The organism is Saccharopolyspora dendranthemae (assembly GCF_007829955.1).
Taxonomy (GTDB): domain Bacteria; phylum Actinomycetota; class Actinomycetes; order Mycobacteriales; family Pseudonocardiaceae; genus Saccharopolyspora; species Saccharopolyspora dendranthemae.
This window is the reverse complement of the sequence record NZ_VIWX01000005.1, coordinates 304579-330111: the sequence shown is the minus strand read 5'-3', so window position 1 is coordinate 330111 and position 25533 is coordinate 304579. Positions and strand designations below refer to the sequence as shown.

At 69.1% G+C, this 25533-nt stretch carries 25 protein-coding genes; 8 read left to right on the top strand and 17 right to left on the bottom strand.

The window, feature by feature from the left end; translation table 11 throughout:
• Positions 1-17: 17 nt before the first annotated feature.
• The 3 genes from FHU35_RS23250 to FHU35_RS23240 form a co-directional block, all read right to left on the bottom strand.
• On the bottom strand, positions 18-2828 hold the full coding sequence (locus FHU35_RS23250) for a penicillin acylase family protein (protein ID WP_145743291.1): 2811 nt from the start codon (positions 2826-2828) through the stop codon (positions 18-20).
• A gap of 103 nt (positions 2829-2931) precedes the next feature.
• A complete protein-coding gene (locus FHU35_RS23245) occupies positions 2932-3795 on the bottom strand; it encodes a fumarylacetoacetate hydrolase family protein (RefSeq protein WP_145743289.1) in 864 nt (287 codons plus the stop codon).
• 69 nt (positions 3796-3864) lie between these two features.
• A complete protein-coding gene (locus tag FHU35_RS23240) occupies positions 3865-4323 on the bottom strand; it encodes a MarR family winged helix-turn-helix transcriptional regulator (RefSeq protein ID WP_145743287.1) in 459 nt (152 codons plus the stop codon).
• 72 nt (positions 4324-4395) lie between these two features.
• On the opposite strand from FHU35_RS23240, the gene FHU35_RS23235 reads away from it, so the two are divergent.
• A complete protein-coding gene (locus FHU35_RS23235) occupies positions 4396-5163 on the top strand; it encodes a dioxygenase family protein (protein WP_145743285.1) in 768 nt (255 codons plus the stop codon).
• A gap of 237 nt (positions 5164-5400) precedes the next feature.
• On the opposite strand, the gene FHU35_RS23230 is transcribed toward FHU35_RS23235, so the two are convergent.
• The 5 genes from FHU35_RS23230 to FHU35_RS23210 form a co-directional block, all read right to left on the bottom strand.
• Entirely contained in the window at positions 5401-5814 is a 414-nt protein-coding gene (locus tag FHU35_RS23230; RefSeq protein WP_222429472.1) for an SCO4402 family protein, read from the bottom strand.
• Positions 5781-7001, bottom strand: a complete 1221-nt coding sequence (locus tag FHU35_RS29735) for a putative T7SS-secreted protein (protein ID WP_222429471.1) — start codon at positions 6999-7001, stop codon at positions 5781-5783. Before FHU35_RS29735 ends, FHU35_RS23230 begins: the two co-directional genes overlap by 34 nt.
• Positions 7001-7252 (bottom strand): hypothetical protein, encoded by a 252-nt coding sequence (locus tag FHU35_RS23220; RefSeq protein WP_246110519.1) that lies wholly within the window; start codon positions 7250-7252, stop codon positions 7001-7003. Before FHU35_RS23220 ends, FHU35_RS29735 begins: the two co-directional genes overlap by 1 nt.
• Before the next feature lie 251 nt (positions 7253-7503).
• Positions 7504-7983, bottom strand: a complete 480-nt coding sequence (locus tag FHU35_RS23215) for a hypothetical protein (RefSeq protein WP_145743283.1) — start codon at positions 7981-7983, stop codon at positions 7504-7506.
• Between the two features lie 189 nt (positions 7984-8172).
• A complete protein-coding gene (locus FHU35_RS23210; protein ID WP_246110518.1) occupies positions 8173-8952 on the bottom strand; it encodes an IclR family transcriptional regulator in 780 nt (259 codons plus the stop codon).
• Between the two features lie 104 nt (positions 8953-9056).
• On the opposite strand from FHU35_RS23210, the gene ileS reads away from it, so the two are divergent.
• Positions 9057-11942, top strand: coding sequence for an isoleucine--tRNA ligase (ileS, locus tag FHU35_RS23205; protein WP_145743280.1), 2886 nt, complete (start codon positions 9057-9059; stop codon positions 11940-11942).
• A 96-nt stretch (positions 11943-12038) separates the two neighbouring features.
• Here the strand turns inward: ileS and FHU35_RS23200 are convergent, their stop codons facing one another.
• From FHU35_RS23200 to FHU35_RS23190, 3 genes are all read right to left on the bottom strand, one after another.
• Positions 12039-12827, bottom strand: a complete 789-nt coding sequence (locus tag FHU35_RS23200; protein WP_145743278.1) for a S1 family peptidase — start codon at positions 12825-12827, stop codon at positions 12039-12041.
• A 746-nt stretch (positions 12828-13573) separates the two neighbouring features.
• Complete coding sequence (locus tag FHU35_RS23195) at positions 13574-14233, bottom strand: response regulator (protein ID WP_145743276.1); 660 nt, start codon at positions 14231-14233, stop codon at positions 13574-13576.
• Positions 14226-15473 carry a sensor histidine kinase gene (locus FHU35_RS23190; protein WP_145743274.1) on the bottom strand — a complete coding sequence of 416 codons (1248 nt, stop codon included), beginning with the start codon at positions 15471-15473 and terminating at the stop codon, positions 14226-14228. Before FHU35_RS23190 ends, FHU35_RS23195 begins: the two co-directional genes overlap by 8 nt.
• A gap of 192 nt (positions 15474-15665) precedes the next feature.
• Here FHU35_RS23190 and FHU35_RS23185 point away from each other — a divergent pair, with 192 nt between their 5' ends.
• From FHU35_RS23185 to FHU35_RS23175, 3 genes are all read left to right on the top strand, one after another.
• Positions 15666-17165 (top strand): glycosyltransferase family 39 protein, encoded by a 1500-nt coding sequence (locus FHU35_RS23185; protein ID WP_145743271.1) that lies wholly within the window; start codon positions 15666-15668, stop codon positions 17163-17165.
• A gap of 124 nt (positions 17166-17289) precedes the next feature.
• Complete coding sequence (locus tag FHU35_RS23180) at positions 17290-17787, top strand: PH domain-containing protein (RefSeq protein WP_145743269.1); 498 nt, start codon at positions 17290-17292, stop codon at positions 17785-17787.
• Positions 17784-19265 (top strand): PH domain-containing protein, encoded by a 1482-nt coding sequence (locus tag FHU35_RS23175; protein ID WP_145743267.1) that lies wholly within the window; start codon positions 17784-17786, stop codon positions 19263-19265. The genes FHU35_RS23180 and FHU35_RS23175 overlap by 4 nt, the downstream gene beginning before the upstream one ends.
• A gap of 57 nt (positions 19266-19322) precedes the next feature.
• Here FHU35_RS23175 and FHU35_RS23170 read toward each other — a convergent pair whose 3' ends face one another.
• Both FHU35_RS23170 and FHU35_RS23165 read right to left on the bottom strand, forming a co-directional pair.
• Entirely contained in the window at positions 19323-19517 is a 195-nt protein-coding gene (locus FHU35_RS23170; RefSeq protein WP_145743265.1) for a DUF397 domain-containing protein, read from the bottom strand.
• Entirely contained in the window at positions 19518-20366 is an 849-nt protein-coding gene (locus FHU35_RS23165) for a helix-turn-helix domain-containing protein (RefSeq protein ID WP_246110517.1), read from the bottom strand. It abuts the gene before it with no gap.
• 133 nt (positions 20367-20499) lie between these two features.
• Here FHU35_RS23165 and FHU35_RS30220 point away from each other — a divergent pair, with 133 nt between their 5' ends.
• Complete coding sequence (locus FHU35_RS30220; RefSeq protein WP_281290261.1) at positions 20500-20622, top strand: hypothetical protein; 123 nt, start codon at positions 20500-20502, stop codon at positions 20620-20622.
• Between the two features lie 38 nt (positions 20623-20660).
• Here the strand turns inward: FHU35_RS30220 and FHU35_RS23160 are convergent, their stop codons facing one another.
• Positions 20661-22394: a pyruvate dehydrogenase gene (locus FHU35_RS23160; RefSeq protein ID WP_145743261.1), complete on the bottom strand. Its 1734-nt coding sequence runs from the start codon at positions 22392-22394 to the stop codon at positions 20661-20663.
• A gap of 211 nt (positions 22395-22605) precedes the next feature.
• Here FHU35_RS23160 and FHU35_RS30215 point away from each other — a divergent pair, with 211 nt between their 5' ends.
• On the top strand, positions 22606-22740 hold the full coding sequence (locus FHU35_RS30215; protein WP_281290260.1) for a hypothetical protein: 135 nt from the start codon (positions 22606-22608) through the stop codon (positions 22738-22740).
• Between the two features lie 31 nt (positions 22741-22771).
• Entirely contained in the window at positions 22772-23245 is a 474-nt protein-coding gene (gene bcp / locus FHU35_RS23155) for a thioredoxin-dependent thiol peroxidase (protein ID WP_145743259.1), read from the top strand.
• Positions 23246-23328: 83 nt separating this feature from the next.
• Here the strand turns inward: bcp and FHU35_RS23150 are convergent, their stop codons facing one another.
• Genes FHU35_RS23150 through rph form a run of 3 tightly spaced genes read right to left on the bottom strand, consistent with a single transcriptional unit; the run spans position 23329 to position 25503 of the window.
• Complete coding sequence (locus FHU35_RS23150) at positions 23329-24087, bottom strand: sulfite exporter TauE/SafE family protein (protein ID WP_145743256.1); 759 nt, start codon at positions 24085-24087, stop codon at positions 23329-23331.
• A gap of 58 nt (positions 24088-24145) precedes the next feature.
• Positions 24146-24751, bottom strand: coding sequence for an RdgB/HAM1 family non-canonical purine NTP pyrophosphatase (gene rdgB / locus FHU35_RS23145; protein ID WP_145743253.1), 606 nt, complete (start codon positions 24749-24751; stop codon positions 24146-24148).
• Positions 24748-25503: a ribonuclease PH gene (gene rph / locus FHU35_RS23140; RefSeq protein ID WP_145743251.1), complete on the bottom strand. Its 756-nt coding sequence runs from the start codon at positions 25501-25503 to the stop codon at positions 24748-24750. Before rph ends, rdgB begins: the two co-directional genes overlap by 4 nt.
• Between the last annotated feature and the right edge of the window lie 30 nt (positions 25504-25533).

Below are 25533 nucleotides of genomic sequence, written 5' to 3'. Positions count from 1 at the left end.
CCGTACCGGCGAACGGGTCAGCGGTGGTCTGGGAACTCGATCACCTGCTGATATGTGGGTCGGTTCTGCCAGGAGATCTTCTCCTGGTTGATGCCGCCGACCTTGTTGTGCACGATCGAATCCGCGCACCACTGGTCGCCGGGCTCGCACTCGTCGTCGCCCGGGTAGGTCTCCTCCGAGGGGGTCGCGGCGGCCTGCACGAGGGTGTCCATCAGCATCTGGCGGCAGGCTGCGGCGTCACCGCTCCCGCAGAGCGGTGTGCTGAAGCCGCCGGGCGGCTGTTCGCCGAGAACTCCGCGGATGTCCTTGGAGACCTGGCCGAACCAGCCCAGCTGGAACGCCGAACCCTGGTGGCCCTGGCCGACGTGCAGCCCGGGTTCCCCGTTCTGCCACCCGGACGGCGACTGGTTGATCGGCATGACCTCGGTCAACGCGCGGTAGGCGGGTTCGCCGACGGCCGGTTCGAACTGGCCGCGGACCAGCAGCGGCCACCAGGCGTCCATCAGCTCGATGGTCTCGGCGTGCGCGTACTCCTTGCTGCCGGGCGAGGTCTCGGTGCGCTTGCCGCCGTCGGCCAGCCACGCGCGCAGCTGATCGACCAGGGGTTTCGCGCGCTCGTCCGGTTCGCCGATGACGCGCAGCAGGTCGGGCACGATCCGCTCGGCGCGCAGGTCGGTGATCCCGGCGTCCGCCATCGCCTGCACGAGTTCGACGCGGCTGAACTCGTCACCTCCCGCGATCTGCTCGCGCACCCGGCGATCGAGCAGGTCGCCGCGCTGCACCGAGCCCTTCTCCACCCGGTCACCGGCGGTTCCCGGGGCCTGCTTGTTGTTCCAGCTGATGTAGAAGTCCTGGTTGATCGAGTGCGGGTGCTCCTCGAAGTCCTGGTAGGTGGCGGTGTTGGTGCTCGGATCCCACCCCGGCCACTCGTTGGCCAGGCCGGTCGCGATCGGCATGTTCGGGTCGACGTGCGGCTGTCGCACCACGTTCGCGCCCGAGTTGAAGTACGCGGTGTCGTGGGCGTCGGCGTAGAACCAGTTGAACGTGTAGTTGATGTCGTGGGCCGCCCGCTGGAAGGACTCGGCGGAGTTCACCGCACCCGGGTCGTTGAACTCCTGGAAGCCGAGGATCGAGTCCACCTCGTGCAGGAACGTCGAGCGCGCGGTGGTGTAGGCGACCGGCTTCCCGTCCACAGTGGCCCGATGGGTCACCGGCCCGTATCGGGTGCGGAACGACATTAGCCGGTAGGACCCCTCCGGGGTGTCGTCGCCGAGGTTGGGCTTCCAGGAGTTGTTGCGCTCCAGGGTCTGCATCGGCAGGCATTCGCCGCGGAAGAGGTAGGAGTTCGACTCCTTGGTGACCGGACCGCCGTCGGGCGAGCACAGCTCCACCGCGTAGGTGTCGATCATGTCCTGGGACGCCGTGGTCGCGCTCCACGAGTAGTCCTGCCCGCGGCCCAGCAGCGTGTAGAAGCTCAGACCCGCGAACGACGCGCCCTTCGACGAGATCCCCGGCCCCTGCAGCTCCTGCAGGGTCAGCAGTTGCGGCGAGAAGTAGCTGGTCTGCGGGCCGAAAACGGCCACGGGGTGCCCGCTCTCGGTGTGCTCGCCGGACACCACCAGCGCGTTCGACATGCCCCGGCGCTCACCCATCCCCTCGGGGGCGATGCCGTCGTTGAACATGCCGCGCAACGGGTTCTGCGGGTCGACGGCCGGGCGCGGGGACTCCTCGTCGGGCTTCGTCGCCGATCCTGACGCGTCGAAGATCAGCTGCTGCTCCTCGACGGAACCCGGGTCGGGCATCGCCGCGCCCTTCGGGTCCGCCGGGGTGTTGCCGTACGGGAACGAGCTGCCGTCGTGGATCGTGCTGATGGCCTCGGGATCGTTCTCCGCACGGAAGGCGGTCCAGGCCTGCTCGCCGCGTTCGGGACCGAGGCGTTCGATCAGCGCCATCTTGGCGACGGCGTTGCTCACCTCTCCCCCGCCGCCACCGCCGAACTGGGCTCCGACCAGCGACGCGAGCACCACCAGGTCGGTGAGCTCGAACGGCTCGATGCGGCCTTCGTTGGTGATCGGGTCGACGTGGCCGGTCGCGACGTACTCGCCCGGGAAGTAGCGCCCCTGGTGCGATTCCTGGATGTAGGCGTTGATCCCGTCGACGTAGGACAGCGCGTCCTGCATCGCGAGCTTGCCGCGCTCGCCCTGGGCCGCGACCCGGTCGACCTGGTCCTGCAGCTCTTCCTCGGTGTAGGGCGCAACGGAGAAGAAGCTCTGCTCCAGCTCGCGGTTGGCGGGCGCTCCCCCTGCGAAGGGAGTCACCTCACCACGACCGGCGTGACGCAGCGCGTCCATCATGAACAGCTTGTCCTCGGCCGTGGTGTAGCCGGCGCCGAAGGTGGTCCCGGACCGGGTGTCGCCGTAGACATGCGGAACGCCTGCGGTCTTGTCGCGCACGACGGTGACGTCGGCGCGCGGCCGGTAGGTGCGCTCCACGTCCTCGGGCTTCACGCCGAAGGAGTGGTCGTTGAAGAACTCCTGGACGGTGTCGGTGGTCAGCTGCCGGTAGCCACCTGCGAGCGCGTCGTACTGGGCGAGCTGGTCGTCGGAGTGCTTCGGGCGGGTGCCCAGCAGCATGTGCGACACCAGCTCCGCGAAGGTCGCGTTGCCGTTCTGACCGGGCGGGAGGATGTCGTGGCACTGCTGGCGGCAGTAGTCCTCCGGTGATCGGGGAGCGGAGGGCTCCGGCGGTTGGGCGTGGGCTCCCGGTGCGACCAGCAGCGCCCCGGCGATGATCGCCACCAGGGCCGCGATCGGTGAACGTCTCGCCATGCCAAGCCCTTTCCGATGCGGAACCGCTCCGGCACCGGACGCTAGCTACCCGGAGGTAAAATAGAAAGCGTTTCACATTCGGTTTGATCCGAACGGCGCAACCTCAGGCGGGCTTCAGCGCGCTGCGCTGACGACCGAGCCCGTCGATCTCCATCTCGACCACGTCGCCGGGCGCCAGGAACGGGAAGCGACCGGACAGCGCCACGCCCTCCGGAGTACCGGTGATCACCAGGTCGCCCGGCTCCAGCGTCAGGTACTGCGAGAGGTGGCGGACGATCTCGCCGACGCCGAAGATCATGTCGGCCGTGCTGGAATCCTGCCTCGGCTCCCCGTTGACCCAGCTGCGCAAGCGCAACCCCTGCGGATCAGCGACCTCGTCCGCCGGCACCAACCACGGCCCCACCGGGTTGAACGTCGGCGCGCACTTGCCCTTCGACCACTGACCTCCGGACTGCTCCTTCTGGAACGAGCGCTCGGAGACGTCGTTGGCCAGCACGTACCCGGCCACGTGGGACAGGGCCTGCTCGGCGCTGCGCAGGTAGCTCGCACGCCTGCCGATCACCACGCCCAGCTCGACCTCCCAGTCCACCTGCCCCGCGCCGCGCGGGATCACCACGTCGTCGTGCGGGCCGACCACGGTGTTGGGGTGCTTGAAGAACAGGATCGGGACGTCCGGCGGCCGCGAACCCGATTCGGCGGCGTGCGCGGCGTAGTTCTGCCCGATGCACAGCACCGCCATCGGCCGCGCGATCGGCGCGCCCACCCGCGATCCGGTGCCGTCCGCCGGGTCGTCGACAGCGGCGAGCTCGCCGGCCGCGAGCGCCGCGCGGGTGCGCGCGACGCCGTCACCGGCGAGGAACGCGGCGTCGACGTCGTCGGTCACCGGGCTCAGATCGAACAGCCGCCCTCGATCGTCGAGCACGTGCGGACGCTCTTCGGAGAACGATCCCAGCCTCAGAAACCTCATGCCGACCCCGCTTCGCCCACGTGAAAATGCTTCGAGCCAGCGAAATCCGATCAGCGCGCACGAGCGGCGTCAAGACCCGCGCAGCTCGCGGGAGACCGTGCCCAGCACGTCGGCGAGCGCGCGCAGCTGGTCGCGGTCGAGCACGTCGATGAGGTGCTCGCGGACGATCTCCACGTGACCCGGTGCGGTGTCCTCCAGCTTGCGGCGGCCGGCCTCGGTCAAGCAGGCGATCACGCCCCGGTCATCGGTGTCGCAGGTGCGGCGGCGCACGAACCCCGCCTTCTCCAGCTGCGTGACCTGGTAGGTCAGGCCGCTCTTGGAGGTCACCACGAGCTGTGCGAGCTCGGACATGCGGACCTCGCCCCCGTCGGCGGCCGCGAGGCGGACCAGGATCTCGTACTGCGGGTGGGAGAGACCCGCCTGCTCGCGGAGCTGTTGCTCGACGCGGCGGTTCACGAGGTTGCCCACCTCGACGAAGGCGTTCCAGGCGGCCATCTCGTCGGCGTCGAGCCAGCGCGGTTCGGTCACTCCCCCATCCTATCTTGTTCGAATTTGAACCACGAGGTACATTTGATTCAAATTCGAACTAGGAGGCCTCCGATGGCCGATCGCATGCCCGCCCTGTACCTCAGCCACGGCGCACCGCCGCTGGCCGACGACGACCTCTGGCCCGACGAGCTCGCCGCCTGGTCGAGCGACCTGCGACGCCCGGAAGCGATCCTGATCATCTCCGCGCACTGGGAGGAAGCACCCCTGGCGATCGGCGCGACCAGGACCGTTCCGCTGGTCTACGACTTCTGGGGCTTCCCCGACCGGTACTACGACGTCCGCTACGCCGCTCCCGGCGCTCCGGCCCTGGCCGAGCGGGTGCGCGCGCTTCTGGGCGGTGCCGACACACCCGTGGTCGACGTGCCCGACCGCGGCCTCGACCACGGCGCCTACGTGCCGCTGAAGGAGATGTACCCGGACGCCGACATCCCCGTGCTGCAGATCTCCATGCCCACCCTGGAGCCCGAAGCCCTGATGCGCCTCGGACGGTCGCTCCAACCGCTGCGCGACGAGGGCGTGCTGATCGTCGGCAGCGGGTTCTTCACCCACAACCTCTCGGCGCTGCGCTCGCCGTCGACCCCGAGCTGGTCCGTGGAGTTCGACGACTGGGGAGGCGGAGCGCTCGCCTCGGGCGACGTCGACGCGCTCCTGGACTTCGAGCGCAAGGCCCCCGCTGGCCGGCTCGCGCACCCGCGCACCGAGCACTTCGCGCCCCTCTTCGTCACCCTCGGAGCAGCAGGCGACGACCTCAGCGCCCAGACGGTCCCCATCCAGGGCTTCTGGTGGGGCCTCGCCAAACGCTCGATCCAGTTCGGCTGACCCAACAGAACCCCGCGCCGGCCGCGTTGGTCGGGCTGAGCCGGCGAGAGGCAGTTTCGGTCAGAACCGTCCACGATCGAAGCCCTGGAGTGTGAATCATGTGGCCCCGGGAGTGGGGACTCAATTCCGCTCATCACGGGAGAACCCCCCACAAGTCACGAAGTGCGCTCTCCACGCACGTGGAGGTGATCGGAATGAGAGAACCGCCGGATGAACGGCCCTGTCGGAGTGGGTGGTTCAGGATTTGGCGGCGTCGCTCTGAATGAGCGTTTGGCGAGCGTGTCGAGCTGCTGCGACGACTCGTGCCCACTGCGGGTGGTTGAGGTATTGGGCGTCGGACGCGTCGCCGAGTTCGTCGACTAGTGGCTCGAGTACGTCGCTGAGGGCCTTCATGACATCGACTTCGTTGGGGTGCAGGACGATTCCGACTCGGGTTTGGGGATCGGGGAGGACGCAGATGTCATCGAAGAGGATGTTGATGTTGGTGGTGAGGTCGTCGTAGAAGCCCGGTTGCGGGTACTCGCGTCGGATCCAGACTTTCTGCTGGTAGTCGGGGTCAGCGAGGGAGGTGACCGCGTCGATGACCTCGGCCCGCATTTCGGGGTAGCGGAGCGGGGTTACGGCTGGTTCCACGATTTCCACTGCTTCCATTCGCTGAGCGGGATGTGCGCGTTTTCGGGATCTTGCTTGACCGACCCGGAGATCGGCTCGCCGTCCCGGCCGATGACCTTGCCTTGATCGCGGACGATGACATGGTCGACCTGCTGGGTGGGTTGGGAGTTGTTCGGGTTTCCTTCGTCGATCCTAACGCCGCTACCAGGGTCGTTGGGGTCTTGCCAGCGTTGCCCGACGCCCTTCTTGGTGGCGTTGCCGTCTCCCCATTCTTCGGGAAGTTTCTCTTGTACGGCCGGGTCTTCCCACGGCAGCTCCGGCGCAGGGGCGGGCTCGGCATCGCTGGTGTCGACGACCTCGACCGAGTCGTCACCCGCTGCTTCGGCCCCAAGCCCGCCGACGGAAGCGGCGACCATCGCCCCGCCGGCGACCATGCCCGCCCCGGCGACGTAGTTCACCGGCGCACCGACCACCGCTCCCGCACCGGTGGCATCGAGCACGACACCGCCGGCCATCGCGGCTGAACTGACGGCGGTGAGTGCGGCACCACCGACGGCGCTGGCGACGAGTTCGGGATGGTGCAGGGCGGCGTTGCCGAACGAGGCGAGTCCGTTGATTGCGGTCCCCGCGGCATTTCCGATCGCCTCGCCGGCCTCGGCGATCCAGCTTCGCTCGGCCGGGGCCTTGTCGCCTGCTCGGCCGACCACGTCGGCCACCTGGTCACCGGCCGTGGCCAGCTGGGTGCGGGCCCGGCCCAGGGTCGCTCGGGCGGCTTGGCGTTTGGCCTCACCTGGATCATGGAAGGCGATCTGCGGTGCCGGTGCGCCCGGTTGCGCGTGCTGCTGGGCCTGTTCGAGGCGCTGGGCGTGGTTGGTTTGTGCCTGCTCGGTTGCGGCTTCGCCTTCGTTCCAGAGCCGGATTGCCTCGGCAGCCTGGCTTTGAGCCCAGGTCAGGGTCTGGCTGTAGCTCTCCAGCGCCCCGGCAGCGTGGTGAAAGCTGTCACCGGCGGTGATCCACTTGGTGGGCTCGCCATCGAAGGCCGCCCGGAATTGCTCGCCTGCCTCGCCTTGCCAGCCTTCGCTGCTGTCGATGCGCTTGAGCCCGTCACCAGCCTCAGCAAGGGAATCGCCGTAGCGCCGCATCGCCTCCGAGGTCGCGCGCACGGCAGCGGTGTCCCCGGGGATGAGGGCCTTGGGGTCATCGGTGGAGCCGAGTTCTGCTGCCATCACTCGGCGGCCGGGTCCTCGCCGGACGCACTGGCGATGACGTCGACGAGGTGCGCTCGGGCGGCCTCATCGGTGCGGCGGTAGTCCTGCACGCACTGATCGAGGCGCCCGGCGACCTCCTCGGCGTCCTCGGCGAGGTTGCTGACTCCGACATCCCACCGATCGCAGAACTCGCTCACCGTGGTGGCAAGGCGCTGATGACCGAACGCTTCAGCCGGGCAATCGAGATCCTCGACCGGCTTGCGGTTCATCGCCTCGATCGTTTCGCGCGTACGCCCCGCGCGGCGCGGTCCAACGCGGTCAAGTCGACCCGAAAGCCGTCCACCACACAAACTCCGTCCCCAGCTATCTGGTCTCCAGGCGACACGGTAGAAAACCAGGCAAGCCATCGAGCAGGAAGTACGGATCTTCCCTCGAATGGAGCAGACCGATCATGACGGATAACGTGCGACGCCACTCCGAAAAGTGCAGTTCATGAAGTGCGCTCTCCGCGTACGTGGAGTCAGCTCGCTTTCCGAGCAGCAGTCACCCGGCGTATGTAGCTGTCGGTTGCTGGTAGATACATCAGCAACAAAGCCGTACCGGAAGCCAGGACTGCGTAGACGTCCATCAAGGCGTATGCGGGGCCGCTCGGATGCGGGTCAGTGAAGCCCAGCCAGCAGTAAGGCAACAGCAACAGGTAGAGCACCGCAAGCACGATCGTCACCATCACCCTGGCGGCGTGCCTGCCTTTCGCGACGCCGATCGCTGCCGAAATGCACAGCACCATCAGAAGCCCAGCCGCCGGGACGAAATAGCCGGCAACGGGCACCCATGCGAGCAGTGCAGTGATCAACAGGACGAGAGAGACGACGGATTGCCTTGGTTTGTGGACACGAATTTGTTCAACGCTGGGTAGCGTTGCCGGCACTTCGGCTGCGGCCGCTCGCCGTGCCGCACGCCGCTGCGCCCATTTGCCGTCGCCAGCATCTTCTGTTTCCACTGGGTTGACAGTAGTCACCAGAAAGCAATCAGATCAACACGGTGGGCGTCTGGACACCCTGATTCCGGGCCGTTGGGTCTGGGGAGGAGTGTCTTTTGGTTACGCAAGTCCGCTCAATTATGACCCATGACTAAAACTGGGGCCTGGCGAGGATCGCGCCGTTGCCGACCAACGTTGGAGTGGCGATGGTCAGTGGCGTAGTTGGTGGTGGATTGCTTCCACCACTTCGGTGAGGGGGGCTTTGGTGGCCTCGGTCCAGTCGGGGCCGCAGCGGGGGGTGGGAGCGGAGACCGACATGCCTGCGACGACTTCTCCCGCGTGGTCGCGGATCGGCACCGCCAGGCAGCGGCAGCCCACGATGTACTCCTCGTCGTCGACCGAGTAGCCGTCGCGGCGGACCTCGTCGAGCCGGGCGAGCAGCTCCGCGAGATCGGTGATCGTGTTGTCGGTGAAGCGCTCCAGCTTGACGTCCTCGTAGCGGGCCGCGACCTCGTCGTCGCTCAGCCCCGCCAGCAGCGCCTTGCCGAGCGCGACCGAGTGCGCAGGCAGCCGCATGCCCACCGCGGAGACGAGCTTCATCGGTTGCGGGGACTCGGCGATGGCGATGTAGACGTTCTCGATGCCGTCCAGCCGCGAGAGCTGCACGGTCTCACCGGTCTGCTGCGCGAGGCGCTCCATCAGCGGCAGCGCCAGCCCGACGATGTCGCGGTGACCGGTGTAGCCCTGCCCGACGGTCCAGGCCTTGAGCCCGAGCCCGTAGGTGCGGGTGGTCGGGTCGAACTCGGCGAAACCGCGGTGCACGAGGGTCCCGAGCAAGCCGTGCACGCTGGACAGCGGCAGCCGGAGAGTCTCGGCGATGTCGCTGAGCCGGTGCCGCCCCCGTGAGAGCAGCTCCAGGATGATCAAGGCGCGGTCCGCCGACTTCACCAGGTTCTGCCCGTGCGAGCTGGCCGCGTCCTCCGCCGTCACCCCTGGGATCCTCCTGCTCGCTCATCACCGCGCCCCACCCCCGGGCGGGACCTACCGAACAGTACAGCGAGCGCGCGACGGCCGCGCGGCTCCACCATGGGGGCATGAGATCGGCTTCTCCCTTCCGCCCGCTGGCCTCGGCGATCGACCTGCCGGAGGCCGAGCGGCGGCGCATCGAGTGGTGGCAGGAGCACCGGATCTTCCAGCGGAGCCTGGAGCGGACAGCCGACGGCCCGCTGTGGGTCTTCTACGAAGGCCCGCCGACGGCCAACGGGACACCGGGCACCCACCACGTGGAGGCGCGGGTGTTCAAGGACGTCTTCCCCCGGTTCCGCACCATGAAGGGGTACCGGGTGCCGCGCAGGGCGGGCTGGGACTGCCACGGCCTCCCCGTGGAGCTGGCGGTGGAGCGCGAGCTGGGGCTGACCGGCAAGCCGGACGTGGAGCGCTTCGGGATCGCCGAGTTCAACGCGCGTTGCCGGGAATCGGTGCAGCGCTACGTCGGCGAGTTCGAGGACGTCACGACGCGGATGGGCTACTGGATCGACTTCTCCACCGCGTACTGGACCATGTCGGAGTCCTACGTGGACAGCGTGTGGTGGGCACTGCGGCGGATCTTCGACGACGGGCTGCTGGTGGAGGACTACCGCGCGGCCCCGTACTGCCCGCGCGACCAGACGACGTTGTCCGCGCACGAGGTCGCGCAGGGATACGAAACGGTCGAGGATCCCTCGGTTTTCGTGCGACTGCCGCTCAACGCCCCGCTGGCGGGCCAGGTCGCGGAGCTGCTGGTGTGGACGACGACGCCGTGGACCCTGGTGTCCAACACCGCCGTCGCCGTCCACCCCGAGGTCACCTACCTGCTCAAACGCGGTGAGCGCGGTACCTTCGTGGTCGCCGAGCCGCTGGCCGCCGCCGTCGAGGGCGAAGAGCTGACCCGGATGCCCGGCCGCGAGCTGGAAGGCCTCACCTACCGGCCGCCGTTCGACCTGGTCGAGGTCGCCGACGCGCACCGCGTGGTGCTCTCCGGCCACGTCTCCACCACCGACGGCACCGGACTGGTGCACCTGGCACCCGCGTTCGGGCCCGACGACCTCGCGGCCGGCCGGGCCAACGGCCTCCCCGTGGTCAACCCGATCGGCTCGGACGGACGCTTCGACCCGGCGTTGCCGCTGGTCGGCGGGATGTTCTTCAAGGAAGCGAACCCGGTGATCGTCGAGGACCTGCGGCGGCGGGACCTGCTGCTCGGCGCCGGGACGATCGAACACGCCTACCCGCACTGCTGGCGCTGCCACACGCCGCTGCTGCACTACGCGCAGCCGTCCTGGTACATCCGCACGACCGCGATTCACCAAAATCTCCAGCGGGAGAACGAGAACACCCGCTGGTACCCGGAGCACGTCAAGCACGGCAGGTTCGGCGACTGGCTGGCGGGCAACGTCGACTGGGCGCTGTCCCGCAACCGCTACTGGGGCACTCCCCTGCCGCTGTGGCGCTGCCCGCAGGGCCACGTGACGGCGATCGGATCGCGCGCCGAGCTGGGTGAACGCAGCGGCCGCGATCTCGGTGACCTCGATCCGCACCGGCCGCACATCGACGAGATCACCTTCGCCTGCCCGGTGTGCGGTACGACGGCCGCGCGGGTGCCGGAGGTGATCGACGCCTGGTTCGACTCGGGGTCGATGCCGTTCGCGCAGCTGGGCTACCCGCACGTCGACGGCAGCGCGCAGGAGCTGGAGCGCACCTACCCGGCGGACTACATCTGCGAGGCGCTGGACCAGACCCGCGGCTGGTTCTACACGCTGATGGCGATCGGCACGCTGCTGTTCGACCGCTCCAGCTACCGGAACGTGGTGTGCCTGGGGCACATCCTGGCCGACGACGGCCGGAAGATGAGCAAGCACCTGGGCAACGTGCTGGAACCGCTGCCGCTGATGGACGCCCACGGCGCGGACGCGCTGCGCTGGTTCATGTTGTGCAGCGGTTCGCCCTGGTCACCACGCCGGGTCGGGCACGAGGCGCTGCGCGAGATCGTCCGCAAGGTGCTGCTGACGTACTGGAACACGGCGTCGTTCTTCAACCGCTACGCCTCGCTGGCCGACTGGGGCGAACCGGATCCGCCCGCCGACCGGCCGGTGCTGGACCGGTGGGCGCTGGCTCGGGTGAACCAGGTCGCGCAGCAGGTCGATGCGCGGTTGGAGGACTACGACACCGCCGGCGCGGGACGGGTTCTGGCGGAGTTCGTCGACGACCTGTCGAACTGGTACGTGCGCCGGTCCCGCCCGAGGTTCTGGGACGGCGAGGTCAACGCGCTGCGCACGCTGCACGAGTGCCTGGACGTGCTGACCCGGCTGCTGGCGCCGTTCGTCCCGTTCATCACCGAGGAGGTCTGGGAGCACAGCGTGCGCCCGGGGTCTCCCGGTCACCCCGATTCCGTGCACCTGGCGTCCTGGCCGGAGCCCGACGCGGAGCTGATCGACGAGGCGCTGCTGACCCAGGTCGACATCGAGCGGAAGCTGGCGGTGGCGGGACGTTCGTTGCGCCGCACCGAGAACCTCAAGGTGCGCCAGCCGCTAGCGATGGCCGTGATCAGCCCGGATCTTCCCGCCGCGCTGCGCGCCGACCTGGCCGAGGAGATCAACGTCCGCGAGGTCGTGAACGGGGACGTGCCGCGGTCGGGGTGGGCGTCGGAGACGCAGCGGGAGGTCTCGATCGCGCTCGACGTCGAGATCACGCCGGAGCTGAGGCTGGCCGGACTGGTGCGGGAGATCGTCCGGTTCGTCCAGAACTGCCGCAAGCAGGACGGTTTGCAGATCACCGACCGGATCTCGTTGCGCTGGAGCGGCTCCGCGGAGATCGGGTCGGCGGTGCGGGCGCACCGAGACGAGATCTCCCGGGCCGTGCTCGCCACCGAGGTCGTCGAAAGCCCCGAGGCGGACGAGCACACCGACGCCAAGCTGGGCATGTCGGTGCGCCTGGTGCGGGCATAGCGGAAGGCCGCGGACGGTGGACGTCCGCGGCCTTCAGCGCTCCTGGAACGGGCCCGGCCGGGGCCAGCGGGATGACAACCCCGGCCGGAGCGCGCGTCAGGAGTTGATCTGCTCGGTGATCACGTCGTTGTACGCGCCGACGCGGGCGTAGACGCCCGGGAAGCCGGGCTGCGCGCAACCCTGACCCCAGGACACGACGCCGATCAGGCGACCGTCGGCGACCATCGGGCCGCCCGAGTCACCCTGGCAGCTGTCCACTCCGCCTTCCGGCACACCGGCGCAGACCATCGACTCGTTGCTGTACTCCGGGTAGGCCTTGGAGCACGTGTCGTCGGCGTTCACCGGGACGTTCGCCATCTGCAGGTTGTCGGCCTGCTCTCCGCCTTCCGTGGTGTTGCCCCAGCCCAGGATGGTGGCCTGGGTGTCGGGGGCGTACGCCGCGTCGTCGGCGGTGGCGAGCTCGATCGGCGCCTCCTGCACCGGGGCACCGAGGGTCAGCACGGAGACGTCGAAGCCCTTGGTGGCGTCGGTGTACTCCGGGTGGATCCAGACGTTGGTGACGTCGGAAACCGTGCCCTCGGTGGAGCTCATGACGGTGCGGCCGCTGACGACCTTCATGTCGGTGGGCTGCTGCCCGGTGGTGCAGTGAGCAGCGGTGAGGACCTTGGTCGGGGAAACCAGCGAGCCACCGCAGAACTGCTGACCGTCAGGCGTCGTCAGCGCGACGGTGAACGGGTGGTCCGCGATCTGGGCGTCCTGGCCGCCGACGATGTACGGGTTGACGTCGGCCGGAGCCGCCTGCGCGACGGAAGCCGAGGTCAGCGCGGCGACTGCGATCGCTGCGACACCGGCGAACCGGGCCAGGCGACGTGGGGCATCGACCATCGTGAATCTCCTTGTCCGAAGGTCTTGCCACGAGAACTCCAGCCGAAGGCCTGCCTTCCCGCAACCGGCTCCCCGCAGCAATCTTGTCCGAACACTAACCAACCCCATTACAAGCGCGAAAGAGACGGATTTTGCCGCTTTTCCCCATTGATCCCCAGGTCACAAGCCTGATGACCAAACGAAAAGCAACACCGAGGCGACAATTGCTCACCGATCCGACGAACGTCAGGCAAGCACCGAAGCAGTTTTCTCAGCGCCCACCAGACCACCGTCAGGCAAGCACCGAAGGTGCTTTCTCAGTACCCCACCTGAGCAACCGGCACCGCCGGGGGTTCTCAGACGTCTTCTGGTGAGGACAGCCGCAGCGCCGCGCATCCACTCATGCTCAAGTCGCGGATCCCGGAGCCAGAAGGCGTCTGAGGTTCCCCCACCCGCACCGCTGAGCAAGATGACCACCGATAGAGGAAGCCGAGGAGAACGAAGAGAAAGGCACCCTCGGCGCACCCCGAATGCGCCGAGGGTGCCCTCGTTGCGGCCGGACCCCTCCGACCGGTGCGCCCTCGATCCCCGAACCGACGGCGCTGACGCGTTTCCGGCCCCGACAACCGTTCGAAACGCGTCACCTATGGTGTACCGATCTTGGGTGGAATATTCCAGAGCCAATCGGTGGAGCTCACTCGATTGATCGTTAAACCTGTTGGACCAATCCACCCGGATGGCGCAGTGACAAACGGGTGTGCCTCAGATCACCGCGGCACGAGACCCGCGTCGTAGGCGAGCAGCCCCGCCTGCAAGCGGTTCTCGCAGTCGAGCTTGACGAGCATCCGGGACACGTAGCTCTTCACCGTGGCCTCGGAGAGGTGCAGCTGCGCGGCGATCTGCGAGTTGGACATCCCGCGCCCGAGGCAGGTGAGCACCTCGACCTCCCGCTCGGTGAGGTCTCGGATCAGCTGGACCGCGCGCTCCCGGGACGCCTGCTCGCCGCCGGTCGCCGCCAGCAAGCGCCGCTTCGCCTCCTCGGACAGGACCGTGTGCCCGTCGGCCGCGACCCGCACCAGTCCGATGAGGTCCTGCGGCGGGGTCGACTTGATCAGGAAGCCGACGGCACCGGCGCGCAGCGCGCGCAGCACGTACTTGTCGGCGTCGAACGTGGTCAGCGCGACCACCGCCGGGGCGTGCGGCATCCGACAGATCCGCTCGGTGGCGGTGAGCCCGTCGACGCCGGGCATCCGCAGGTCCATCAGCACGACGTCGGGCTGGTGCCGCACGACGGCTTCGACGGCCGCGGCGCCGTCCTGGGCGTCGTCGACGACCTCGATGTCGGGCGCCGAACCGAGGATCGTGCGCAGGTGCGCGCAGACCATCGGTTCGTCGTCGACGACGAGCACGCGGACCGTCTCAGGCATCGGCGTTCTCCTCGGTGGGCACGTACCCGGGCAGTATGGCCTCGACCTCGAAACCGTCGCCGTCGACGGGCCCGGACCGGAAGGAACCGCCGACGAGCTCGACGCGCTGCTGCAGCCCGAGCAGGCCGACGCCCGCTCCGCTGCCGGCGAGCTCGGGCACGCGACCGGATGAAGCGGTGTTGCGGATGCTCACGCGGACCCGGTCGTCGCTGTAGAGGACGCGCACCTGCACCTCGGCACCGGGTGCGTGCTTGTGCGCGTTGGTCAGCCCTTCCTGGACGACGCGGTAGGCGGTCCTGCCCACGGCCGAGGTGACCGGGCCGGCATCGCCGCTCATGGTCAGCTCCACGGACATGCCGACGCCCTCGGACTGGGCGATGAGCTCGCGGAGGTCCGGAACGTCGGTGGGCTGGACGACCTCGGCCTCGCCCTGCTCGATCTCGCTGCGTCGGAGCACGCCGACCAGGTCGCGCAGTTCGGCGAGCGCTTCGCCACCGCTGGTGCGCATCTCATCGGCGGCTCGGTGCACGGCGGGATCGTCGCTGAGCACGCCGAGCGCACCGGCCTGCAGCACCATCAGGTTGACGCGATGGGTGACCACGTCGTGCATCTCCACGGCCAGCCGGGCGCGTTCGTCCACGCGCGCCTGCTCGGCGAGCAGTTCGCGCTCGCGCTCCGCGCGTTCCGCGCGCTCCCGCAGCGCGACCTCCAGCTTGCGGCGCGCGGCGGCGTAGAGGCCGAGCACGATCGGGAAGATCGTCCAGCCCGCACCGGCGACGATCACTTCCGGGTTGGACACGTTCCACAACCTCATGCCCACCACGGTCACCACGGCCATCAACGCCCAGGTGAGATAGCGGGGGCCGCGGCCGTAGACGATCGCCGCGTAGAGAATCCACGGGGTGACACCCGGCACCCAGGGGTCGGTTTCCAGGTTGACCTGCATGAACGGGCCCGGACCGACCTCGATGAGCAGGGCTTGGGCCACCGAGAGCACGGTGATCATCCACAGCAGCGCCATCGGGAAGCGGCGACGCGCGAGCAGCCCGAGATTCAGCACGACATCGAGGACCCGGGTCAGCCACAACCCGCCGACCCAGTCGTAGGCGCTCAACGGCGTCTCGGTCGGGAAGGCGACGACGAACGCGTACGCGAACGCGTTCAGCCCGATCACCAGGCAGATGTCGAACACGGCCTCACGCGGGGAGTTCCAAAGAAGCCGCCAGAGCGGTCGATTCACCCGGCCCACGTTAGAGGCGCTCTCCCAGATCGCGTAGCCGTAGCCCACCCCGGTCGCCCAGGTCTAGACGAAAGTTGCGCCCGGCCCGGAACGGGACGACCTTCGTCCACCCGGATCACGACCAACCGCAGTGTCGATCTACCCCCTGACCCGGGTTCACTCGAGGTCACATCACGATCCCTGGGGGAAGTCATGATCATCGATCCGCTGAAGGCGAGACCGGCATCGCCGGGTGGGCTGCACGCGCTGGCCCGGTGGCCGGTGCTGACCATCGCCGGCGTCCTCGCCCTGGTGCACGCCGTCGCGGGCGCCTTCGGGGACTACTGGATCGACGAGGTCTACATGCTCGCGGCCGGGAAGTACCACCCGAACTGGGGCTACGTCGACCAGCCGCCGCTGACGCCGCTGCTCGCCGCGGCGATGGACTTCATCGCGCCGGACTCGATGTTCGCGCTCCGACTGCCCGCCGCGCTCGCCACCGGCGGCGCGGTCCTGCTGATCGCCCTGCTGGCCCGCGAGCTGGGCGCCGACCGGCGAGCCCAGACCATCGCGGCGCTGGCCGGTGCGACGGGGCTGTGGAGCAACCTGGTCGGTCACTGGACGGCTCCGTACACCTTCGAGCCGCTGCTGTGGACCGCCTTGCTGCTGCCCCTGGTGCGCTGGCTGCGGCAGCACTCCGAAGGCGTGGCCGACGACCGGCTGCTGCTGGTGTTCGGCGTGCTGCTGGGCCTCAACCTGCAGGTGAAGTTCCAGGTCGTGCTGCTCTGCGTGGCCCTGCTGGTCAGCGCCCTGGCCGTGGGCCCGCGCGCGATCCTGACCCGGCCGATGCTGTGGGCGGGCACCGGTCTCGCGCTGCTGATCGCGTCACCGACGCTGATCTGGCAGGCGGTCAACGGGTGGCCCCAGCTGGCGATGTCGTCGGTCGTCGCGCAGGAGTCCCCGATGCTCTCCGGCGGTCGCGGCGGCACCGCCGTGAACCTGGTCCTCTACGCCGGGGTGCTCGGTACCGCGCTGGTGCTCGGCGGCCTGTGGCTGCTGCTGCGCGAGCCGCGGCTGCGCCCGTACCGGATGTTCGCGGTCACCACGATCTTGCTGTGGGTCTTCCTCGTCGCCACCGCCGGCCGCCCGTACTACCTGATCGGGATGTACGGCCTGCCGATCGCGACGGCGGTCGTGGGCCTGCAGCGGCGCAGGCAGGCCAAGCCGCCCCGCTGGGGGTGGGCGGCTTGGCCTGTCTACGTCCTCTCGGTGGCCACTGCCGGGATGCTGGTGTTCGCGGGCGCTGCGATCAACCAGAGCTTCTCAGCGGCGCTCACCAAGATCGACAGCGGCAAGATCAGCGAACGCATCGCCCGGGACGTCTCCGGCGCGTACCTGACGCTGCCCGCCGAGCAACGCGCTCGCACGGCGGTGATCGGCGACAGCTACATCACAGGGGCGATGCTCGACGTCGGCAGCGCGCATCACCCGCTGCCCGAGGTCTTCAGCCCGCACCGGGGTTACGGCTACTTCGGCGCACCGACCGACGAGATCGACACGGTCGTCTACTACGGACGCGACGTGGAGTCGCTCCGGCCCTACTTCACCGACATCCGGCCGGCGATTCCCGGCGACGACCTCAAGGGGTGGATCGCCACGGGCAGGACCCAGCCCTGGGCGGCGATCTGGCCGCAGCTCAAGTCCCTCTCCTGAGGCGCGCTGCGAGCCGCGTTCCCGCAGAGGGCTCGCAGCGATCCTGGAAACAGCTCGAAATCCCCACGCGTCCGCGGGCTGTTCGACACAATCCTGGGCACCACCCACGAAAGGGGTCCGCGTGATGTCCGAAGACGGACTGCGGCTGCGCCCGCCGCGCAACCGGGTCGAACGACGAGCGATCGGCTGGTGGACGACTCAAGCGCTCGTGCTGGTGCTGCCACCGGTGATCGTTCTCGTGGTGCTGGGCGTCCTGATCGAGCCCGCCCGCTTCTGGTTGCTGCTGCCCGCGGTGCTGATCGCCGTGCTGGGCGCGGTCTACACCGCGGTCATGCCGCAGTGGCGATTCCGGGTGCACCGCTGGGAGATCACCGATGACGCGGTCTACACGGCGGCGGGCTGGCTGCGGCAGGAGTGGCGGGTCGCGCCGATGTCGCGGATCCAGACCGTCGACACGGTGCGCGGTCCGCTGCAGCAGATGTTCGGCCTCTCCAGCGTCACCGTCACCACCGCCTCCGCGGCGGGACCGCTGAGCATCGACGGCATGGACCGCGAGCAGGCGACCGCGGTCGTCGAGCAGCTGACCGCGACCACCCAGGCCACCCCGGGAGACGCGACATGACCGCCACCGACGGGCAGTGGCACCGGCTGGACGCCAGGTCGATCGCGGCCGCGGGAGCCGTCGTCGCCGGGCCCGTGCTCGCGGCGGTGCTGGTCATGGTCATCGCGGGCGCCGGTGCCATGCCGGTGCTCATCACCTTCCTGATCGGCTTGGCCTCGGCGCTGCTCGTCGCGGGAATCGCCACCTACCAGTGGGTCTTCTTCCGGTACCGGATCACCGAGGAGCGCTTCGAGCAGCACCTCGGCGGGCTGTTCCGCAACCACCGGTCCCTCCCGCGCGACCGGATCCGCACCGTGGACCTGACCGCCGCGCCGCACGAACGGCTCTTCGGCATCACCACGGTGAAGATCAGCACCGGCGCGCAGGCGTCCGAAGCCACCATCCGGCTGCAGTCGGTCACGCGTTCGGCCGCCGAGAGCCTCCGCAGGGACATGACCCTCGGCGGTGAGTCCATTGTGGAGGATTCGCCGGACGACGGCGTGCTGTCCCGGCTCAAGCCGGAGTGGCTCGGCTACTCCGCTCTGACCGTCTCGCTGATGCTGGTCGTCTGGGGCGCCATCGGCTCGGCCGTCGGTTCCCTGGACGAACTGCTGCGCAAGTGGGGCGTGTTCGAGGCGCTCGGCGGCGTCATCACCTCGCTGGGCATCGTGATCTTCGTCCTGGTCGTGGCCGCGATCGCGATCGTGGTCGGGGTGCTCGGGTCGTTCCTGCTCTCCCTGGAGATGTGGTGGGGCTTCCAGCTCACCCGCGAGCCGGGCACGCTGCGGGTCAAGCGCGGCCTGCTCACGACGCGATCGCTGTCGCTGGAGGAGCGCAGGCTGCGCGGCCTGGAGCTGTGCGAGCCGCTGCCGCTGCGGCTCGCCGGAGGCGCCCGGCTCAACGCGGTCGCGACCGGACTGCAGGAGCAGAAGCAGGACCAGAAGCAGCCGGACAGCAAGACGCTGCTGCCACCGGCTCCCCGCGCGGAAGCCCGGCGGGTCGCGGCCGCCGTGCTGCGCGACCAGCCGTTCGACGTCGCCCTCATCCGGCACCCCACCTCGGCGATGCGGCGCCGCATCGGCTGGGCTCTCATGAGCGCGCTCGCGGTCGCCGTCGTGGTGGCGATCCCGGCCGTGCCGGGCTGGATCCCGGTCGGCTTCGCCGTCGCCCTGGTGCTGCTGGCTCTGGTGGCCGGCCTGGGCTTCGCCGTCGACGCCCACCGCGCCCTCGGGCACGCGCTGGACGAGCGGTACCTGCTGGCGCGCAACGGAAGCGCGTTGCGGCGCACCGTGGCGCTGCAACGCGAGAACATCATCGGATGGCGGATCTCCCGCACGGTGTTCCAGCGCCGTTCGGGTCTGATGACCGTCGGCGCGACGACCGCTGCCGGATCGAGCGTGTACCGGATCTACGACGTTCCGGCCGGTGAAGGCCTGGCACTGGCGGACGAAGCCGTTCCCGGCCTGCTCGCGCCGTTCCTGGAACGCGTTGAGAAGTAGAGTTTTTCGGATGCTGATGGGGAGCGCCCCCCGATGCAACGCGCTCCCCTCGGCACATCAGCCCTGGTCGAACCGGCCGCTCTTGATGCCGCCGACGAACTCCTGCCACAGCTTCGAGGCGACCTCGATCCGTCCCGACCCCCGATTCTTGGTGTCCCGCACACCAACTTGATCGGACCCGAAGCCGACCTCGACGCACTGACCCTGCCCCTGGGAGCGGGAACTGGTGCGCCAGCAGGATATTTCCGGCATCTACAACTCTCCTATGCGTTGTTGGATGAAATCGATCGAACCCTCCGGGTCTACCGCATGCGCTCTCAGATGGTCCATCATCGTGGCGTAGTTCGTCAGCTCGATCTCGCGCTCCAGGTACAGCCCACCCACATGGGTCTCCAGGTAGACCACGTCCGGGTCAATGTGGTTGGAGTAGCGGAGGATCACGAACGGACCTGCCTGCGCCGGATGCGCTCCCGCATCCAGCGGCATCACCTGCAACGTGACGTTGGCGAGCTGCCCCAGCTTGAGCATGTGCTCCAGCTGCCTGCGCAGCACCCCGTCGCCGCCGACGGGGCGGCGCAGCGCCGCCTCGCCCACCACCGCCCACAGCTCCAGCGGGGTGTCGCCGGTGACGCGCTCCTGCCGCTGGATCCGCAGGTCCACGCGCCGGCCGATCTCCGCGTCGTGCGCCCGGAAGAGCGTGGATTTGGTGATGGCGTAGGCGTATTCACGCGTCTGCAGCAATCCGGGGATCGCTTCCGACTCGTAGGTGTGAATGCTGGACGCCTCAGCCTCAAGACCCACGTAGGTCTCGTACCACTCCGGCAGCACGTCGCTGTAGGAATGCCACCACCCGCGCTTCCGGGCGTCACGCGCGAGGTTGATCAGCGGCTCCCGCTCGGCGTTGTCCACGCCGTAGAAGTCCAGCAGTGCCGACACGTCGCCGACCGAGGGTGATCTCTTCGCGGTCTCGAAGCGCCCGATCTTCGCCTGCGTGCAACCGAGGTGGCCGGCCGCCTGCTGCTGGGTGACCTCCGACTGCGCGCGCAGCTTGCGCAGTTCGGCGGCCAGCCTGCGACGACGGACCGTGGGACTGACTGTCATGGCCCCCATCTTGCCGGGCCCGCCACACCGAGTCACATCCTGATCACCCTTACGACATCTTCACAGGAAGCTTCTGCGGGTGGATGCTCGTCGTGGCGGCCGCGCAGGAGGGCCGGACCGCCATCTCCGGGGGGTGACGTTCCAGGTGTACCTGTTGATGCTCGCGTCCGTTCTCGTCTGGGCCCTGTTCTTCGGCATGGGCCTGCTCCTCTGGTGGCGAGCAGGCCATCTCACCTCGCCCAGGGATCCGGACTGAGCTCCAGGTTCCAGGGGCTGGTTTGCGCACCTGCCGGCCTACGGCCTCGGGACGTTGCGGAGGTTGCTCCTGGCGAGTTGCACCATCTTTCCCACACCACCGGACAGGACCGTGCGGCTGACCGCGAGCGCGAAGCCCTTGACCTGCTCACCGGTGATCTGCGGCGGCAGCGACAGCGCGTTCGCGTCGGTCACGACGTCGACGAGCGCGGGCCCCGGGTGTGACAGGGCCTCGGCGAGCGCGTCGCGAACCTCGCCGGGCTTCTCCACCCGGATCGAGTGGATCCCGGCCGCGCGCGCGATCGCGGCGAAGTCGACGCTGTCGTGGTCGGTGCCGAAGTCCGGCATCCCGTCGACCAGCATCTCCAGCTTCACCATGCCCAGCGAGGAGTTGTTGAACACCACGGTCTTCACCGGCAGATGGTGGGTCCGCAGGCTCAGCAGCTCGCCCATCAGCATCGCCAGACCGCCGTCGCCGGACATCGACACCACCTGGCGCTCCGGCGCGGCCATCTGCGCCCCGATCGCCTGCGGGAGCGCGTTGGCCATCGAGCCGTGAACGAAGGAGCCGAGCACCCGGCGGCGTCCGTTCGGCGTGATGTAGCGGGCCGCCCACACGTTGCACATACCGGTGTCCACTGTGAACACGGCGTCGTCGGACGCCAGGTCGTCGAGCACGTCGGCGACGTACTCGGGGTGGATGGGCACCTGCGATTCGACGTTGCGCGTGTAGGCGTCGACGACCTTCTCCAGCTGGCCGGCGTGCTCGCGCAGCATCCGGTCCAGGTACGACCGGTCGGACTTGGCCGAGAGCTTGGGCAGGACCGCCCGGATCGTCTCGGCGACGTCACCGTGCACCGCCAGGTCCAGCACCGTGCGGCGGCCCAGGTGCGTGGGGTCGATGTCGACCTGCACGGTGTTGGCCTGCGGCAGGAAGTTGTCGTACGGGAAATCGGTCCCCAGCAGCAGCACGAGGTCGGCCTTGTGCATCGCCTCGTGGCAGGCTCCGTAGCCCAGCAACCCGCTCATGCCGACGTCGTAGGGGTTGTCGTACTGGATCCACTCCTTGCCGCGCAGCGCGTGCCCGACCGGGGCCTTGATCTTCTCCGCGAGTTGCATCACATCGGCGTGCGCGCCGCGAGAACCCGCGCCGCAGAACAGCATCGGCCGCTCGGCGCGGTTGATCCTCTCCGCGAGCGCGTCGACCTGGTCGCGCGAGGGCAGCAGCGTCGGCGGGTCCCAGTCGACCACGCCCTGCCCGGTCGGCTTGGCCGCCTCCTCCTCGGCGACGTCACCCGGCATGACCAGCACGGACACCCCGCGCCGTCCGACCGCGGTCTGGACCGCGGAGCGCAGGAGTCGCGGCATCTGCGTCGGCTGCGAGAGGAGTTCGCAGAAGTGGCTGCACTCGTTGAACAGCTCTTCGGGGTGGGTCTCCTGGAAGAAGCCGGTGCCGATCTGCGCGGACGGGATGTGCGAGGCCAGCGCCAGCACCGGAGCGCTGCTGCGGTGCGCGTCGTAGAGCCCGTTGATCAGGTGCAGGTTGCCCGGCCCGCAACTGCCCGCGCACACTGCGAGACGCCCGGTGGCCTGCGCTTCGGCGCTCGCGGCGAACGCCGCCGCTTCCTCGTGCCTGGTGTGCACCCACTCGATCCCCTCGGTCCGGCGCACGGCGTCGACCACCGGGTTGAGGCTGTCGCCGACGATCCCGTAGATCCGCTTCACACCGGCCTGCACGAGGACTTCGATGAACTGTTCGGCGACGGTCGGCATGACTCTCCTGTCGTTGAACGCGATCGGTGGTCACCCCCTCGTCTACGCGTGGGCCACCACCCACGCAACCCGGTAGCCCGATCGAGGGACTCCGGTAACGATCTCCGCGAAACCGGCGATCTCTAGTTTGTCCGCCTCGGAGGCGGTTTCCGGGACTGCGAAAGGAAATTCGACGGTGTCCGTCCGCGTCTACACGAGGTGCGCAATTGCCGTGACGACTTCGGCATTGGCCGGGTTGATCGTTGGCGGGTTCCTCGTCGTCCAGCAACAAGCGGCGCAGCAGCCGGCCATCGAGCAGGTGTCGCAACTCACCCCGGCCGCGGGCGGGTCGGCGCTGCCCGAATGAGCCGTCCGGCCCATCGGCTAGCGTCGCGGGCATGAGCGAACAGAACCGACTCTCCGACGGCGACGCCGCGCCCGAGTTCTCACTTCCGGACGCCGACGGCAACACCGTCTCGCTGAGCGACTTCCGCGGACGCTCGGTGGTCGTCTACTTCTACCCCGCCGCGAGCACCCCGGGCTGCACCAAGGAGGCCTGCGACTTCCGCGACAGCCTCGCGGAGCTCAACGACGCCGGTTTCGACGTCCTGGGGGTCTCGCCCGACAAGCCCGCCAAGCTCGCGAAGTTCCGCGACGGCGAGGGGCTGACGTTCCCGCTGCTGTCCGACGAGAACCGCGAGGTCATGACCGCCTGGGGCGCCTTCGGCGAGAAGAAGAACTACGGCAAGGTCGTCCAGGGCGTCATCCGCTCGACCTTCGTCGTCGACCCCGACGGCAAGATCGCCAAGGCTCTCTACAACGTCAAGGCCACCGGCCACGTCGAACGCCTCCGCAAGGAGATCGGCGTCTAAGAGCGTGCTCGGCGACTCCTGGGGTGGGGAAGTTTTCATGAAAACTTCCCCACCCCACCCGAGACCAGCGGAGGAACGGCCTCTCAGTCGAGGACCATGTAGATGGCGACGCCCGCGGCGATGACCACGACGAGGTAGCGGAGCAGCGTCGAAGGCAGGCGCTGGGCGACCTTCCCGCCCAGGTAGCCGCCGAGGACCGTGGTGGGCACCAGCATCGCCACCGCCAGCCAGTCGACCGGCGCGATGAGCGAGTAGACCACCAGCGTGGCCGCGCTGCCGATCATGCCCAGCCAGCTCTTGAGCGCGTTGAGCCTGCGCATGCTGTCGGTCGCCGCGAGCACCAGGATCGCGATCAGGATGACGCTGCGGGCCCCGCCGAAGTACCCGCCGTAGATCGAGGCGAGGAAGATCCCGACGGTGAGCAGGACCGTCCGGTCCCCCGCTTCCTCGGCCGGTGTGCCGAGCCACTTGCGGATGGTGTTCTGGAAGGCCATCAGCACCGCCGACAACGCCACCAGCGCCGGGACCACGGCGTCGAACACCTCGCCCGGCAGCACCATCAGCAGCGCGCAGCCGATCGCCGAACCCACGCAGGCCGCGATCGACGTGCTCCACAACCTGCGCGAATTGCCGGTGAGGTCGTTGCGCTGGCTGACCGCCGCGCCGACGAAACCGGGACCTTGGGCGACCGAGTTGGTCACGTTGGCGACCAGCGGTGACATCCCGGTCGCCAGCAGCGCCGGGAACACCAGCAGGGAGCCGCCACCGGCCACCGCGTTCACCGCGCCGGACAGGAATCCGACGACGACGAGCAGGGCCAGTTCGAACCAATCGGTGAACACGCACCGAAGTTAACCGTCGATGCCGCTGATGCCCCCACCGGGGCGAGCGGCATCACACTCAGCCCGCGAGCTCCCGCAGCGCGGGCAGCAGCAGGCGCAGCGCTCGGCCGCGGTGGGAGTCGGCGTCCTTCTCCTCCGGGGACAGCTCCGCGCTGGTGGCGGTCCCGCCCTCGGGCACGAAGATCGGGTCGTAGCCGAACCCGTTGGCTCCGCGCGATTCCCGGATGATCGTGCCGCGCCACTCGCCGCGCACCACGGTCTCGCGCGCGTCGGGTCGCACGAGCGCGGCGGCGGAGACGAACGCCCCGCCGCGCCGCTCGTCGGGCACGTCGGTGATCTGCCCGAGCACCAGCTCGAGGTTCGCCTGGTCGTCGCCGTGCCGGCCCGCCCAGCGCGCCGAGAGCACGCCCGGCATCCCGTTGAGCGCGTCGATCTCCAGCCCGGAGTCGTCGGCGACGGCGGGCAGGCCGGTGGCGCGAGCGGCGTCGGCCGCCTTGGCCACCGCGTTCTCCTCGAAGGTCGCGCCCGTCTCGGGCGCTTCGGGGAACTCCGGCACGTCGGCCAGCCCCACGACCTCCAGGCCGGTGACGCCCTCGGCGTCGAGGATGCGGCGCAGCTCCACCAGCTTCTTCCGGTTGCGGGTGGCCAGCAGCAACCGGCTCACGCAGCGCCTCCGGGCAGCTCACCCGGGTACGGCTCGGCGAGCACGGACTCCTGCAGGCGCGCGAGCTCACCGCAGCCCGCGAGCGCGAAGTCGAGCATCTTGTCCATGGTGGACCGCGTGTAGGTCGCGCCCTCGCCGGTGCCCTGCACCTCGACCAGCGTGCCGTGGTCGGTGGCGACCACGTTCATGTCGACCTCGGCGCGCGAGTCCTCCTCGTAGGGCAGGTCCAGCCGCACCCGGCCGTCGACGACACCGACGCTGACCGCCTGGATCGAGCACGACAGCGGCTTCGGGTCGGACAACCGCTTGGCGGCGCCCAGCCACGTCACGGCGTCGGCCAGCGCCACGTAGGCGCCGGTGATCGCGGCGGTGCGGGTTCCGCCGTCGGCCTGGATCACGTCGCAGTCCAGGGTGATGGTGTTCTCGCCGAGCGCTGCCATGTCGATGCAGGCGCGCAGGGACCGGCCGACCAGCCGGGAGATCTCATGAGTGCGGCCGCCGATGCGACCCTTCACCGACTCGCGGGAGCTGCGCGTGTTGGTCGCCGAGGGCAGCATCGCGTACTCGGCGGTGACCCAGCCCAGTCCGGAGCCGGTCCGCCAGCGCGGGACGCCCTCCTGCACGCTGGCCGCGCACAGCACCCGGGTACGGCCGAACTCCACCAGCACCGAGCCCGCCGGCCAGTCCTGGTAACCCCGGGTGATCTTCACATCGCGAAGCTGATCGTCACTACGCCCATCCGCTCTAGCCACGACTCAACCCTAAGCCCAGGCCCCGGCTTC